This window comes from Enterobacter sp. FB (genome assembly GCF_000805795.1).
Classification (GTDB): domain Bacteria; phylum Pseudomonadota; class Gammaproteobacteria; order Enterobacterales; family Enterobacteriaceae; genus Enterobacter; species Enterobacter roggenkampii.
This window is the reverse complement of record NZ_JSZC01000013.1, coordinates 1432812-1446588: the sequence shown is the minus strand read 5'-3', so window position 1 is coordinate 1446588 and position 13777 is coordinate 1432812. Positions and strand designations below refer to the sequence as shown.

At 57.0% G+C, this 13777-nt stretch carries 15 protein-coding genes; 5 read left to right on the top strand and 10 right to left on the bottom strand.

The features are described from left to right. Window positions 1–78 precede the first annotated feature (78 nt). From PI91_RS13900 to sad, 5 genes are all read right to left on the bottom strand, one after another. The gene (locus tag PI91_RS13900; RefSeq protein ID WP_039266394.1) at window positions 79–1527 is read right to left on the bottom strand and encodes a GGDEF domain-containing protein; all 1449 of its coding nucleotides are present in this window, start codon (window positions 1525–1527) and stop codon (window positions 79–81) included. 113 nt (window positions 1528–1640) lie between these two features. After that, window positions 1641–1997 (bottom strand): DUF4186 domain-containing protein, encoded by a 357-nt coding sequence (locus PI91_RS13895; RefSeq protein WP_021242499.1) that lies wholly within the window; start codon window positions 1995–1997, stop codon window positions 1641–1643. Next, window positions 1997–2923, bottom strand: coding sequence for a glutaminase B (gene glsB / locus PI91_RS13890; protein WP_071580357.1), 927 nt, complete (start codon window positions 2921–2923; stop codon window positions 1997–1999). Before glsB ends, PI91_RS13895 begins: the two co-directional genes overlap by 1 nt. A 62-nt stretch (window positions 2924–2985) precedes the next feature. Then, complete coding sequence (locus PI91_RS13885; RefSeq protein WP_039266393.1) at window positions 2986–4575, bottom strand: methyl-accepting chemotaxis protein; 1590 nt, start codon at window positions 4573–4575, stop codon at window positions 2986–2988. Between the two features lie 112 nt (window positions 4576–4687). Beyond that, window positions 4688–6076, bottom strand: a complete 1389-nt coding sequence (gene sad / locus PI91_RS13880; RefSeq protein ID WP_039266919.1) for a succinate-semialdehyde dehydrogenase — start codon at window positions 6074–6076, stop codon at window positions 4688–4690. A gap of 98 nt (window positions 6077–6174) precedes the next feature. Between sad and PI91_RS13875 the strand changes: the two genes are divergently transcribed. Further along, window positions 6175–7053: a LysR family transcriptional regulator gene (locus PI91_RS13875; protein WP_032651796.1), complete on the top strand. Its 879-nt coding sequence runs from the start codon at window positions 6175–6177 to the stop codon at window positions 7051–7053. Here PI91_RS13875 and PI91_RS13870 read toward each other — a convergent pair. The 3 genes from PI91_RS13870 to PI91_RS13860 all read right to left on the bottom strand — a co-directional run bounded on the left by PI91_RS13870 (window position 7007) and on the right by PI91_RS13860 (window position 9189). Next, entirely contained in the window at window positions 7007–7489 is a 483-nt protein-coding gene (locus tag PI91_RS13870) for a GNAT family N-acetyltransferase (RefSeq protein ID WP_039266391.1), read from the bottom strand. The genes PI91_RS13875 and PI91_RS13870 overlap by 47 nt on opposite strands. Window positions 7490–7581: 92 nt before the next feature. Continuing rightward, on the bottom strand, window positions 7582–8373 hold the full coding sequence (locus tag PI91_RS13865) for a PhzF family phenazine biosynthesis protein (protein ID WP_021242504.1): 792 nt from the start codon (window positions 8371–8373) through the stop codon (window positions 7582–7584). Between the two features lie 27 nt (window positions 8374–8400). Next, a complete protein-coding gene (locus tag PI91_RS13860; RefSeq protein ID WP_039266390.1) occupies window positions 8401–9189 on the bottom strand; it encodes a PhzF family phenazine biosynthesis protein in 789 nt (262 codons plus the stop codon). Between the two features lie 177 nt (window positions 9190–9366). On the opposite strand from PI91_RS13860, the gene PI91_RS13855 reads away from it, so the two are divergent. Further along, a complete protein-coding gene (locus PI91_RS13855; protein WP_039266389.1) occupies window positions 9367–10563 on the top strand; it encodes a sugar transporter in 1197 nt (398 codons plus the stop codon). 87 nt (window positions 10564–10650) lie between these two features. Here PI91_RS13855 and PI91_RS13850 read toward each other — a convergent pair whose 3' ends face one another. After that, window positions 10651–11316, bottom strand: coding sequence for a MarC family NAAT transporter (locus tag PI91_RS13850; protein ID WP_008502235.1), 666 nt, complete (start codon window positions 11314–11316; stop codon window positions 10651–10653). A 255-nt stretch (window positions 11317–11571) separates the two neighbouring features. Here PI91_RS13850 and marR point away from each other — a divergent pair, with 255 nt between their 5' ends. From marR to marB, 3 genes are read left to right on the top strand one after another with little or no spacing between them, the layout of a single operon-like run. Further along, complete coding sequence (marR, locus tag PI91_RS13845) at window positions 11572–12006, top strand: multiple antibiotic resistance transcriptional regulator MarR (RefSeq protein ID WP_008502236.1); 435 nt, start codon at window positions 11572–11574, stop codon at window positions 12004–12006. Window positions 12007–12026: 20 nt separating this feature from the next. Then, complete coding sequence (gene marA / locus PI91_RS13840) at window positions 12027–12407, top strand: MDR efflux pump AcrAB transcriptional activator MarA (protein ID WP_008502237.1); 381 nt, start codon at window positions 12027–12029, stop codon at window positions 12405–12407. Between the two features lie 33 nt (window positions 12408–12440). Beyond that, window positions 12441–12659: a multiple antibiotic resistance protein MarB gene (gene marB / locus PI91_RS13835; protein ID WP_008502238.1), complete on the top strand. Its 219-nt coding sequence runs from the start codon at window positions 12441–12443 to the stop codon at window positions 12657–12659. Window positions 12660–12691: 32 nt separating this feature from the next. Here the strand turns inward: marB and eamA are convergent, their stop codons facing one another. After that, complete coding sequence (gene eamA, locus PI91_RS13830; protein WP_039266388.1) at window positions 12692–13597, bottom strand: O-acetylserine/cysteine exporter; 906 nt, start codon at window positions 13595–13597, stop codon at window positions 12692–12694. Window positions 13598–13777: the final 180 nt, after the last annotated feature.

Sequence of the window (13777 nt, the reverse complement as noted above, 5' to 3'; positions counted from 1 at the left end):
GTAGCTTAAACAGTGACATTGTCAGTGTTCTGACAGTCTGTTAAGCCACTTGCTATTCACGTCAATGCCTTATGACGATTAACGCAGCTCTGTTTCATGCCCGGTGGCGGCAGTAATATGCTCGTCCGCGACCCGGGCGCTGGTACGATTTCGACCCGCTTTTTTTGAACGATAGAGGTGATCGTCCGCTTCGGTCATGAGTTTGTTGAAGACCTCGGTCAACTGCCATGCCTCCGCCTTCCCGCTTCCAAGGCCAATACTGACCGTCAGAGAGAGCGTTTGCTGACGCCATGTAAAAGGATGGTTAGCGACGGTAGTTCTGATACGTTCCGCCAGTTCATAACCGTGTCGAGCGTCGCCAGAGTTGACCACCACCGCGAACTCTTCCCCGCCCATACGCGCGACCATCCCGTCTTCACCGACCACCTGCTGAACCTGCCGGGCGAATGACGCCAGCACGCGGTCGCCACACTCGTGGCCGTAGTTATCGTTGATGCTTTTGAAGTAATCGATATCCAGCAGCATAACGGTCAGGAAACGCGAATGGCGGTGCGTCTCTTCGTGTTTTAACGCCTCATAAAGCCCGGAACGCGAATAAACCTGCGTTAAAAAGTCATAATCAGCCCGCAGGGAAACCTGACGGATCAGGGAATTAATGGCTGCCATGCTGACGGAGACCAGCACCGGACAGATCGCCATCGTGGCAATACCCAGCCGGGCAGAAAACATCATTGGGGTGGTCAGCGGTGTCGCCACGGCAATATTAATCACCGAATTGGCGACCAGAATAATTTCAATGGCGCCCGTGACAAACGTCAGCAAGCAGGTCACAGGCAATGGGTAGCGTACCGCACACCAGATAAGCGCAGGCAGTGGAAAAGAGAGGCTCCCCGCGCCGCCAATCACGACTGACGCGACCACCGAGACGATCAGCGCAATAACCGGTAATAGCTGCTCCAGACGTAACCTGAATTCGCGCACGGGCATGCCTATCGTGAGCATACACGGCACAACAAGCACGCCGGTTGAGAACTGCTCGCTAAACCAGTCGGCAAAGAGCGGCCAGAAGGTGTGGCTGTCAATCCCGACCGACCCTACCGCGCCGAGCAGTGCGCACAGCAGCGCAGCAATCAGGCAGTAGTTGAACAGGCGTAATGCGTTAAGCGGATCGGGGGTTTTCTTCATTAGCCGCCTGTCACGCTGGATCAGCAAGGCGACCACGACGATAAAGACCATGTTAGACAGGTTGATCACCACGGAGGCTATCCCCCAGTTGGTCGTCACCGCGTCGTACATCAGCATGGCAACATAGGATACCGCGTAGTAATGCAGGCGATTCAGAAAAACATAGCGGGCAAAGATCCCTGCCATCACGCCGTTGAGGGGCCAGAACAGCGACAAGGCCTCCACGAGACGTAATTCCGCACCCACAAAATAGAACAAAGTGGTGAGGATAAAGATCGTCGATGCATTTCGCAGCGGCGTGTCAGGCTGGAACGGCCTGAAAGCGGTAAGAGCAGAACGCATTAAATTTCATTCCATATGAAAGCTTATGGCAGTTATTGCGGTCGTCAGCACGATCGGCGCTCACTTAGGATGAATCTATAACACAAATATAACGGGATCATAACTCGTCAAATTTAGGCGTTCATCTGGAGCACCAGCCAGTGGTGAATCACGCTGACGATATACTGCTGCTGCTGCGCGGTGAGCTGAACACCGTGAGGAATATTATGCCATTTCGCCAGACAGCCCCGGCAACAGGTGGCGGTGGCATGCTGGGCGATAAATACCGGGTGACCGCGCATGGGCGTCTGTTTGCCGTCATTCGCGGGTTGTGCAGGGGCAAGGCGCTTTTCGACAAAATCAGCGGCATGCTGATCAATGGTATCGGGGCCTTTATCCCAGCAATACTGCCGTTCCTTATCGCCTAAGCGGAAGCGCGAGCGAAACGTCGATCGCGCCAGACGGGAAAAAAGGGGATCCAGGTCAGACATCAGTAAACGGAACGTCCCATACGCTGGGTCAGTTTCTCCAGAACCGCGACACCGGCAAGGGAATTTCCGGTTTCATCCAGCTCCGGGCTCCAGACCGCAATCGCCATTTCATGCGGTACAATCGCCACCACTCCGCCGCCCACCCCCGACTTGGCCGGGAGACCAACGCGCCAGGCAAACTCGCCGGCGTTTTGATACATCCCGCTGGTTGCCATCAGCGCGTTTACCTGGCGCGCCTGGAGAGGAGAAACCACCTCCTGGTCGAGGTGCGGCGCGTGCCCCTGATGCGCAAGGAACAGGAACGTCTGAGCCAGCTCAACGCAGCTCATTTTCAGGGCGCAGTAGTGGAAGTAGTTTTGCAGGACGGTCGCCACGTCGTTATGGAAGTTGCCGAAGGATTTCATCAGCCACGCGATGGCCGCGTTACGGGCAGAGTGTTCGAACTCCGAGCGGGCCACCACCGGATCGTAGGCAATGTCGTCAACCCCCGAGAGCTGGCGTACTATCTCCAGCATTCGCTGACGCGGCGCGCTGAGGCGGCTCTGCAGCATATCGCAGACCACCAGCGCCCCGGCGTTGATAAAGGGATTTCGCGGTTTACCCTGCTCGATTTCAAGCTGAAGCAGCGAGTTAAAAGGCTGGCCGGACGGATCTTTACCCACGCGCTGCCAGATTTCGTCTTCTTCATACTGGCGCATCGCCGCAACCAGACTGAGCACTTTCGAAATGGACTGAATGGAAAAACGTTCTGTTGCATCCCCTGCCTGGAATCGCTGTCCGTCGATGGTGCAGATAGCAATACCCAGCTTATTCCCGCTGACCGAGGCAAGGGCCGGAATATAGTCGGCAACCTTCCCCTTTCCAATTAACGGACGAACCTGCGCCAGAATCTCGTCCAACATCTCATTATGGATGACCGCAACCACACTTTGCTCCTTGCCCTCAGGCTAAAACGGGCTGCGAGTATAACAGAGGCTTATGTATTGCGTCAGGCGCTAAGACGAAAACGCGAAACGGCCTGCAATAAAAGATCGGATTGCTTTTGCAGCCGCTCAGAGGCCTCCGAGGCGTCAGAGACCAGCAGGTCCGTCTGACGGGAGACCTGGTTCAGCGCCTGAAGCTGACGCGTCATCAGGTGAATACGCTCTCCCTGACTGAGCGTGGCGGTGGAGATCTCATTCAGCAAACTGCTCAAATTGCCCACCAGACCGGTGACCTGCTGCAAATTCTCTTCCATCAGGGTGACGGCACGGGAACCGTCTTCGATACCCTGCAGTGAACGGTTGATCAGCTCCTGAATGGTCTGCGTCGAGTGGCTGCTCTTTCTGGCCAGGAGTCCAACCTCGCGGGCGACGACGGCAAACCCGCGCCCCTGATTTCCGGCATGGGCGGCCTCAATGGCGGCATTCAGCGCCAGGATGTTCGTCTGAAACGCCACGCTGTCGATCATTGCCACGATCCCGCGCATCTCAGACGATCGGTCGACGATCGCCTGCATAGACGCATTTACGGTCGACATCATCTGGTCGCCGCCCACGGCTGCCTGGCGTGCTTCATCGGCCCGGGAGCTGGCGAGTCTGGCATAGCCGGTATTCCCTTCCACGTGGCTTTCCAGCGCCGCAATATGCGCCGTCACATCCTCAAGCTCTTTCGCCTGGCGTGCCGACTGCTGATACAGCTTCTGGTTACCCTGCGCCAGAGAATCAATGTTCTCCACCATGGTAGCCGTGGCGTGGCTGACCTGCGTCACCAGCTGCTGCAGGCCGTGCTGCATCGTAGCAATGCTGTCGCTAAGCTGCCCTATCTCCCGGTTGAAGCGCATGACGTTCGGCGTCGTGCCGGAGAGATCCCCTGCTGCCAGCCGGTTGATATGCGCGATGAGCCGACGCAGCGGCGTAATCACCCATCGGGACATACCGAACCAGACGACAGCGGCGATGGCGACTAACAGCACCGGGGCAAACAGGAATAACGTTTGCAGGTCAGAGAGCTGCGCCATGAGGCTCTGACGCCCCTGCATGGCCTGCTTCTCGCTTGCCTGCTGGTAGCGCGCATAGTTGTCGTTAAAATCAGTCTGAAAAGCCTGCGCCGGGACGGCAAAAAAAGCGTCGATGGTATTGGTTTTGACCAGACCTTCCGCCTGCTCTTTGATCGCGCCGTAGAAGAGCTGATAGCTGTTCACCAGGGCGTCGTCTTTCGGTGGATTCAGCGCCAGCCAGGCCTTCCACGCCTGCTGAGACACCGTCAGCGCCTTTTGCGCGTCATCCATCAGGCTGTGCCAGCTTCCGTCGGAACCGGTCTCTTTATCCTGCATAAACCACACCCCGGAGCGGTTAAGGAGATCGCTTGCCGCCAGCAGAGAGACGCGGGCCAGATCCAGCTTGCTCTGCTGCTGCCACGTCAGCAGGTTTTGCTGCTCGTTGCGCTGGGCTTCGTTCAGGGAGGCGTTAAGCAGGAATGACGAGGAGAGCTGCAGCGCGGAGAAAAGGCCAATAATGCAAAAGATCCCTGTCAGCAGGCCAAAGTGGCGGGGAGTGAGACGCTGCGCAATACGGCGAAAAATTTGCGTTAGGTTCATAATTAGCTTCATTTACAAGGCGTTAGACGCGAGCGAGTCTACGAAATGAAAATGACAGAACCATTGCAGATTAATGACAACGGCCCTCGCGATGAGGGCCGACATCGCGGGATTACACGCGATCCTTCCACACCGTCTGCACGTTGCAGAACTCGTGCAACCCAAAGTGGGAAAGTTCGCGGCCAAAGCCACTTTTCTTCACGCCGCCAAAGGCCACGCGCGCATCGCTGGCGCTAAAGCCGTTGATAAACACCCCGCCGCACTCCAGCTCGCGGGAGAAGGTCTCTGCCAGCGCATCACTGGCGGTAAAGACCGTGGCAGACAGGCCAAAATCGCTGTCGTTGGCAAGCATCAGGGCATGCTCCGCGTCTTTCGCGATAGTAATGGCCGCGACCGGACCAAACAGCTCCTGCCGGAAGGCCGTCATCGCCGGGGTGACGTTCGCCAGCACGGTTGGGGCGTAATAATTCCCCTCACTGCTAATTTTCTCACCGCCCAGCAGCAGCGTTGCACCTTCCGCCAGCGTCGCCTGCACCTGCTGATGGAGTTCATCGCGCAGGTCAAAACGCGCCATCGGGCCAATATAGTTTTCTTCCTGGTCCGGCGCGCCCAGCTTCAGCGCAGCAACCGCGTCGACAAAGCGCTGGGTAAAGGTCTTCGCAATACCCTCTTCCACAATGAAGCGTTTGGCCGCCGCGCACACCTGCCCGGTATTCTGGTAGCGGCCTGCTACCGCCGCCTTCACGGCAAGATCCAGGTCGGCATCGTTGAGGACGATGAACGGGTCAGAGCCGCCCAGCTCGAGAACACATTTTTTCAGCGCGGCCCCCGCCTGAGCACCAATGGCAGCCCCGGCACGCACGCTGCCGGTGACGGTCACCGCCGCAATACGACGATCGTTAATCGCCTGGCTGACGCCGTCATTGGTGGCGTTTACCCAGCCGAACACGCCTTCAGGGAAACCGGCATCCGCAAAGATCTGCGCGATAAGCTCCGCCGAGCCGAGGACGTTGGGCGCGTGTTTAAGCAGATAGCTGTTACCTGCCAGCAGAATCGGCACCGCGCCGCGCAGCACCTGCCAGAGCGGGAAGTTCCACGGCATGACCGCGAGGATCGGCCCCAGCGGACGGTATTCAATGACCGCATTCTGGTTTTCGACCAGCGTCGGTTCCGCCTGCAGCATCGCCGGGCCGTGCTCGGCGTACCAGTCGCACAGGCCGGCGGATTTCGCCACTTCGGCCCGCGCCTGCTGAATGGGTTTGCCCATTTCACGGGAGATCGTCTGCGCCATCTCTTCAGCGCGATGACGCAGCGCGGCGCCAAGATCGCGCAGCTTTTGCGCCCGGTGGGAGACGCTTTCGCGACGCCACTGGCGATAGCCCGCATCGGACAGAGAAATCGCGCGGTCAACCTGTTCCGACGTCGCCCACGGATACGCGGCGAGGGTTTCACCCGTTGCCGGGTTGACAGAGAAGGCATGTGTTGCAGAGGAATAAGTCATGGTGTTCTCCACGTTTTTCGGTTGATTCATTGTGGCCCACTCTGCTATTTCTTAAAAATGAATAATACTAACCACCTTATTCACGAAACGAGAACGCTATGGATTTAACCCAGCTTGAAATGTTTAACGCCGTCGCGCTGACGGGCAGTATCACCCAGGCGGCGCAGAAGGTGCATCGCGTGCCGTCAAACCTGACAACCCGCATCCGCCAGCTGGAAGCCGATCTTGGCGTTGAGCTGTTTATTCGTGAGAACCAGCGTTTGCGTTTATCCCCGGCTGGCCATAACTTCCTGCGCTACAGCAAGCAGATCCTCGCCCTGGTGGATGAAGCGCGCATGGTCGTCGCGGGGGATGAGCCGCAGGGGTTATTTGCCCTCGGCGCGCTGGAAAGTACCGCCGCCGTGCGCATTCCTGAAACGCTGGCACAGTTTAACCAGCGCTATCCGCGCATTCAGTTTGCCCTTTCTACCGGGCCGTCCGGGACGATGATTGATGGCGTACTGGAGGGAACCCTGAGCGCCGCCTTTGTCGACGGGCCACTGTCGCACCCGGAGCTGGAAGGAATGCCGGTCTATCGGGAAGAGATGATGCTGGTCACGCCTGCCGGGCAGGCGGAAATCTCACGCGCCGCGCAGGTGAGCGGCAGCGACGTTTATGCCTTTCGCGCCAACTGCTCTTATCGCCGGCACCTGGAGAGCTGGTTTCACGCTGACCGCGCCACGCCCGGCCGCATTCACGAGATGGAGTCCTATCACGGCATGCTCGCCTGCGTCATTGCGGGCGCGGGCATCGCGCTGATGCCGCGCTCGATGTTGGAGAGTATGCCCGGGCATCATCAGGTTGAAGCCTGGCCGCTGGCCGAAAACTGGCGCTGGCTCACCACCTGGCTGGTGTGGCGACGCGGGGCGATGACCCGCCAGCTGGAGGCCTTTATAGCGCTGCTAAACGAACGTCTTCAACCAGCGCCTTCTCCATAAACATGCTGAGCGGGTCGTCAACGTACGGGGGAAACGCCGGACGCAAATCGTATCCGCACTGTTCATAAAGACGCACCGCGGCGCGCTGCTTGATGCCCGTCTCCAGCCGTACCGTATGGCAATGACGGCTCAGGGCCTCATCTTCCAGGGCGGCCAATAGCGTCTCCCCAAGGTGCTGCCCACGATGGGCCGGATCGATATAGACCCGCTTCATCTCCCCCGTACCGTCGCCGTTGAGCACGATGGCGCCACAGCCAACGGCATGAAGCTGCTGGTCGCGAATGACCATCAGGATCAGCGACGTTTCCGGCAGCGCAGCCAGATCGATCAGATGATTGCTTTCGGCGGGATAGAGTTCGCTCTGATAGCGGTCCAGCGCCGCGATCAGGCTAAGAATGTCCGGGTGACGTGCAGATTCAGAGGTAATGGAATACATGGCAGGCTCCTTGCTTTTTTTGTGAGGCTAAATGTCAACATAGCGCAGGCCTGCCGGGGTGCTTCATACAATTAACTTATCGTACCGCTCCGTTAGCGCAAAAAGATTTTCCCTTTCAGGTACAGGGTGGCCTGACCGCCAATCAGCACGCGGTCGCCCTTCATTTCGCAGCGCAGATCCCCGCCACGGTGCGCCCCCTGGTGGGCATAAAGTGACGTTTTACCCAGCTTTTCGCTCCAGTATGGGATCAGCATGCTGTGGGCGGATCCGGTAACCGGATCTTCCGGCACCCCTTCCCCCGGGCAGAAGAAGCGGCTGACGAAGTCATATTTTTCGCCCGGTGCCGTCACGCAGACCATTTTATCCAGCGGGATCATCGCCCCAATATCCGGCGTTAACGCTTCCACCTGCTGCTGGCTCTCCAGCACCACCAGGTAATCACGTCCGACGCGCACCTCTTTTGCGTCTGGGATGCCCAGCGCGCTAAACAGCAGCGCAGGTGGGTTCTCGACCACCTCCGTTGACCACGCGGGGAAGTTCAGCGTCAGCCAGTCGCCGCTGCGTTTAACCGTCAGCTCGCCCACGAAGCGCGTGGTGAAGGTAATTTCAGTGTGCGGATAGTCAAGGTATTCGAAAATAACGTGCGATGCGGCAAGCGTAGCATGGCCGCACAGGTTAATTTCATCGAGCGTGGTAAACCAGCGCAGTTCAAACCCACCGTCGGTGCGTACAAAAAAGGCGGTCTCAGACTGGTTATGCTGCTGCGCCATTTTGAGTAGCGTCTCGTCCGGCAGCCACGCTTCCAGAGGACATACCGCTGCCGCGTTGCCGCCAAAGGTTTTGTCGCTGAAGGCATCCACCAGATAAAAATCAATTTCCTGCATTGTCTCTTCCTCTCTTGTTATGGGTATTTAGCGCAGAAAAACTGTGCCTTTCAGATAAAGTGAAGCCTGTCCGCTCATCAGCACGCGCGAGCCTTTCAGCTCACAGCGCACGTCGCCGCAGCGCGCGGAAACCTGACGGGCAAGCATGGCTGTTTTCCCCAACCGTTCACCCCAGTACGGGATCAGCATGGTGTGCGCGGAGCCGGTGACCGGGTCTTCCGGAACGGATACCCCGGGGGAGAAAAAGCGGCTGACAAAATCGTATTCCCCCTCACCCCGTGCCGTCACGCTCACCTTATGCTCGCCCGGCGTCATCGCCGAAAAGCGTGGCGCGAGTGCTTCAACCTGCTGGCGATTATCCAGCACGATCAGCCAGGCGCGCCCTTTGCGTGCTGCAACGTAATGACGGATACCGAGCGCCGAGAGCATCTCCGGCGGCGGCGTCTCTTCTTGGGTTGGACATGCCGGGAAGTCCAGCGTCATCCACTCCCCCTCCCGGCTGACCGTCAGGCGGCCAGAGGCGGTATCAAAGTGGATCCGCGAGTCGGGGTAATCCAGTTCATTAAACAGAACGTACGCGGCGGCAAGGGTGGCGTGGCCGCAGAGATTGACTTCGGTAAGCGTGGTAAACCAGCGTAGCTCAATGCCTCCTTTAGTGCAGACGAAAAAGGCCGTTTCCGACTGATTATGCTGCTGCGCCATTTTCAGCAAGGTCTCATCGGGTAACCATTCCTTGAGCGGACAAACGGCGGCCGGGTTGCCGCCAAACGTGGTATTGCTGAACGCATCGACCAGATAAAAATCAATCTCCTGCATTGTCTTACCGCCTGTTTTTATTGTGTTGTTCTTTTATATTCAATGAAAACAGCGCTCCCGGCTACCGCTTTCATAAGGTAAATATTGAGATCTGCGTCACATAATGGTTGAGTTTTCGCCATTCAACGTTTTAAGATCGTCTCCTCTTCTTTTCAGCAACGAATCTCCGACATCCCTATGACAACGAACACAGTTTCCCGCAGGGTTGCGTGGCTACGCGTGGTCACGCTGGCCATTGCCGCGTTTATTTTTAACACCACAGAATTTGTGCCGGTTGGGCTGTTGTCTGACATCGCCAACAGTTTCCAGATGGAAACGGCGCAGGTGGGCATTATGTTGACCATTTACGCCTGGGTGGTGGCGCTGATGTCCCTGCCGTTCATGCTGCTGACCAGCCAGATAGAGCGGCGCAGGCTGCTGATCGGTCTGTTTGTCTTGTTCATCGCGAGCCACGTGCTGTCGTTTATGGCGTGGAATTTTACGGTGCTGGTCATCAGCCGCGTCGGTATCGCCTTTGCCCATGCGGTGTTCTGGTCGATCACCGCGTCGCTGGCGATTCGCCTGGCACCGGCGGGTAAACGCGCGCAGGCGCTAAGCCTGATTGCTACCGGTACCGCACTGGCGATGGTGCTGGGCCTGCCGGTTGGCCGCATCGTGGGGCAATACTTCGGCTGGCGTACCACCTTCTTCGCCATCGGCATGGGCGCGCTGGTGACGCTGGTGTGTCTGATTAAGCTGCTGCCCGCGCTGCCGAGCGAGCATTCCGGCTCGCTGAAAAGCCTGCCGCTGCTGATGCGTCGCCCTGCGCTGCTGAGCATCTACCTGCTGACCGCCATCGTGGTAACGGCCCATTACACGGCGTACAGCTACATTGAACCGTTTGTGCAGGTGGTAGCAGGCTTTAGCGCCAACTTTGCCACCGTCTTACTGCTGATCCTCGGCGGCGCGGGGATTATTGGCAGCGTGCTGTTCGGCAAGCTGGGTAACCGGCACGCCTCCTCGCTGGTGAGCAGCGCTATCGGCCTGCTGCTGGCCTGTCTGCTGTTGCTGATGCCCGCCGCGGGCAGTGAAAGCCATCTGGCGATCCTCAGCCTGTTCTGGGGCGTGGCGATCATGATTATTGGCCTGGGCATGCAGGTGAAGGTGCTGGCCCTGGCGCCGGATGCGACGGACGTCGCCATGTCGCTGTTCTCGGGAATTTTCAATCTGGGGATTGGCGCGGGTGCGCTGGTGGGTAACCAGGTCATCCTGCACGTGTCGATGTCGGCGATTGGCTATCTGGGTGCCATTCCGGCCCTGATGGCGCTGATCTGGTCAGTGCTTATCTTCCGTAAGTGGCCGGTGGCGCTGGAGGAACAGGGGCAGCACGGGTGAGGGGTGTTGGTGCCGGGTGGCGGCTTCGCCTTACCCGGCCTACAAAACCCGTAGGCCCTTGCAAGCGAAGCGCCGCCGGGCAAGACATCAATGATAGGTCTTAATAATCTCCAGCACGCCGTTAATAATAAACTGCACGCCCATACAGACCAGTAAGAAGCCCATCAGACGGGAAATTGCCTCGATACCGCCCTTGCCTACCCAGCGCATGATGGCGCCGGAGCTGCGCAGCGATGCCCACACGATAATCCCGATAATCGCAAAAATCAGCGGCGGTGCCACCGTCAGCACCCAGTCCGGGAAGGTTGCGCTGTCACGCACCGTCGACGCGGAGCTGATGATCATCGCGATGGTCCCCGGCCCCGCCGTGCTCGGCATGGCAATCGGCACGAAGGCGATATTCGCGCTTGGTTCGGTTTCCAGTTCTTCCGATTTGCTGGTCGCTTCCGGCGACTCATGCGCTTTTTGCGCCGGGAACAGCATGCGGAAACCGATAAAGGCCACGATCAGCCCCCCGGCGATGCGCAGGCCAGGGATGGAAATCCCGAAGGTATTCATCACCAGTTGCCCGGCGTAGTAAGCCACCATCATGATGGCAAACACATACACCGAGGCCATCATCGACTGATGATTGCGCTCGGCGCTGTTCATGTTCCCTGCCAGCCCGAGGAAAAGCGCCACCGTCGTTAACGGGTTAGCCAACGGCAGCAAGACCACCAGCCCGAGGCTGATTGCTTTAATCAAATCCAACATAGTGCGTTGTCGTCCTTATCCATATTTAACACGGCAATTATAGGGGGAAAGTGTGACATTCAGCCATGGGCGCAACGTAACGATTATTTTCCTTATGAAAAGATAACAGGATGTTATCCCTATGATTTGAAACACCTTAAAAAAAGTTCATGAAACGTTTTAGCAATTCGTGGCATCGGCTGATTCATTCAGTTGACTTATACTTGCCTGAGCAATAATATCTGCCGTGACTAATTACTTGCCAGGGCAACCATTGTGAAAAGCACCAGTGATATCTTTAACGACGTTGTTCCGCTGGGTCGTCTTATTCATATGGTCAATCAGAAAAAAGATCGCCTGCTCAATGACTACCTGTCACCGCTGGATATCACCGCAACACAGTTCAAAGTGCTGTGTTCCATTCGCTGCGAAGTGTGTATCACGCCGGTTGAGCTGAAAAAGGTGCTCTCTGTCGATCTGGGTGCGTTAACCCGCATGCTCGATCGTCTCGTCTGCAAAGGATGGATAGAACGAAGCCCTAACCCGAATGACAAACGCGGCGTACTGGTGAAGCTGACCAGCGATGGCGCGGCCATGTGCGAGCAATGTCATCAATTAGTAGGACAAACACTGCATCAGGAACTAACAAAAAACTTAACGGCAGATGAAGTGGCAACCCTTGAGCTTTTGCTGAAGAAAATCCTGCCGTAAACAGAAAAAGAGGTATGACGATGTCCAGACGCAATACTGACGCTATCACCATTCATAGCATTTTGGACTGGATCGAGGATAACCTGGAATCGCCGCTCTCCCTTGAAAAAGTGTCAGAGCGTTCGGGTTACTCCAAATGGCACCTGCAACGGATGTTCAAAAAAGAGACCGGCCATTCATTAGGTCAATATATTCGCAGCCGCAAGCTGACGGAGATTGCCCAGAAACTGAAAGAAAGCAATGAGCCGATCCTTTATCTGGCGGAGCGTTACGGATTTGAATCGCAGCAAACCCTGACGCGTACGTTCAAGAACTATTTTGACGTGCCGCCTCATAAGTACCGAATCACCAGCGTGCCGGGCGAATCCCGATACCTGTATCCGTTAAAACACTGTAGTTAATCATCGCCTGTCACAGACGTAACCGAGGAAATCATGAAAGTTATCGCCTCCGCCGCCCTCGCCTTGCTGGTGCTGTTCTCCAGCCAGACCTTCGCGGAGCAAACCCCTCGTGCAACGCAGCAAAATAATCCTGATACGATGATTTTGCCGTCCGCACATGACCAGTCGCCCTATGATTTCAACCATATGGGTGCTGGTAGCGACAAATCCGACGAATTAGGCGTGCCTTATTATAATCAGCACGGCTTCTGATTCGTTTTTGCCCCGCAGACGCGGGGCTTTTTTTATGCCTTTTCGCTTACTCGCGTCGTCCGACGCACCCGCAGACCAAACACGTTAATATACAGCCCGGCCATGATCAGCACGGCACCGAACAGCTGCAGCGCGCTTAGCGTTTCATCCAGCAATATCGCCGCACTGGCAAGCCCTACCACCGGCACCAGCAGAGATAACGGCGCGACGCGCCAGGTCTCATAACGCCCCAGCAGCGATCCCCAGATCCCATAGCCCACAATGGTGGCGACAAAGGCCAGATAGACAAGAGAAAGGATGGTGGTCAGATCGATGTCGACCAGACTCTGCAGCATCACCGCCGGACCGTCCAGAATACTCGACGCCAGCAGAAACGGGATAACCGGGATCAGTGCGCTCCACACCACCAGCGACATCACCGCCGGGCGCGCCTCGTGCTGCATGATCAGCTTGTTGAAGATATTCCCGCAGGCCCAGCTCAGCCCCGCCGCCAGCGTCAGCATAAACCCGAGCAGCGCCACGTGCTGACCATTCAGGCTGGCCTCGATCAGCACCAGCACGCCAAACACCGCCAGCGTGATCCCCGCCAGCTGTTTGCCCTGCAGGCGCTCGCCAAACACAAACGCCCCGAGAATAATGGTAAAGAACGCCTGCGCCTGTAACACCAGCGAGGCCAGACCGGCCGGCATACCGAACTTGATGGCGCAAAAGAGAAACGCGAACTGGCCAAAGCTGATGGTCAGACCGTAGCCCAGCAGCAGTTTAAAGGGGATCTTTGGACGCGCCACAAAGAAGATGGCCGGGAAAGCGACCAGCATAAAACGTAAGCCGGCCAGCATCAGCGGCGGCATATTGTGCAGCCCCAGCTTAATGACCACAAAATTGAGCCCCCATACTACGACCACCAGCAGTGCCAGCAGCCCGTCTTTCCGCGTCATATCCCGCCCCTGAATTATTAATAATTTGTTAACACTTCAAGGTAACAGAAAAAAGTGCGTCACGAGAAGATCATTATTTCTGGCAGGCAGCTGAAGCACTTAGGGATAAATCGGGTGCTATACAAGCCCCTTATGTCATGGTAATCCTGTTAACACACATCGAATAAAAGCATAAGCAAC

Excerpts from the sequence above, each read along its gene's own strand:
- PI91_RS13900 (WP_039266394.1), bottom strand. The coding sequence starts at position 1,527 with ATGCGTTCTGCTCTTACCGCTTTCAGGCCGTTCCAGCCTGACACGCCG.
- PI91_RS13895 (WP_021242499.1), bottom strand. The coding sequence starts at position 1,997 with ATGTCTGACCTGGATCCCCTTTTTTCCCGTCTGGCGCGATCGACGTTT.
- PI91_RS13885 (WP_039266393.1), bottom strand. The coding sequence starts at position 4,575 with ATGAACCTAACGCAAATTTTTCGCCGTATTGCGCAGCGTCTCACTCCC.
- sad (WP_039266919.1), bottom strand. The coding sequence starts at position 6,076 with ATGACTTATTCCTCTGCAACACATGCCTTCTCTGTCAACCCGGCAACG.
- PI91_RS13875 (WP_032651796.1), top strand. The coding sequence starts at position 6,175 with ATGGATTTAACCCAGCTTGAAATGTTTAACGCCGTCGCGCTGACGGGC.
- PI91_RS13870 (WP_039266391.1), bottom strand. The coding sequence starts at position 7,489 with ATGTATTCCATTACCTCTGAATCTGCACGTCACCCGGACATTCTTAGC.
- PI91_RS13865 (WP_021242504.1), bottom strand. The coding sequence starts at position 8,373 with ATGCAGGAAATTGATTTTTATCTGGTGGATGCCTTCAGCGACAAAACC.
- PI91_RS13860 (WP_039266390.1), bottom strand. The coding sequence starts at position 9,189 with ATGCAGGAGATTGATTTTTATCTGGTCGATGCGTTCAGCAATACCACG.
- PI91_RS13855 (WP_039266389.1), top strand. The coding sequence starts at position 9,367 with ATGACAACGAACACAGTTTCCCGCAGGGTTGCGTGGCTACGCGTGGTC.
- PI91_RS13850 (WP_008502235.1), bottom strand. The coding sequence starts at position 11,316 with ATGTTGGATTTGATTAAAGCAATCAGCCTCGGGCTGGTGGTCTTGCTG.
- marA (WP_008502237.1), top strand. The coding sequence starts at position 12,027 with ATGTCCAGACGCAATACTGACGCTATCACCATTCATAGCATTTTGGAC.
- marB (WP_008502238.1), top strand. The coding sequence starts at position 12,441 with ATGAAAGTTATCGCCTCCGCCGCCCTCGCCTTGCTGGTGCTGTTCTCC.
- eamA (WP_039266388.1), bottom strand. The coding sequence starts at position 13,597 with ATGACGCGGAAAGACGGGCTGCTGGCACTGCTGGTGGTCGTAGTATGG.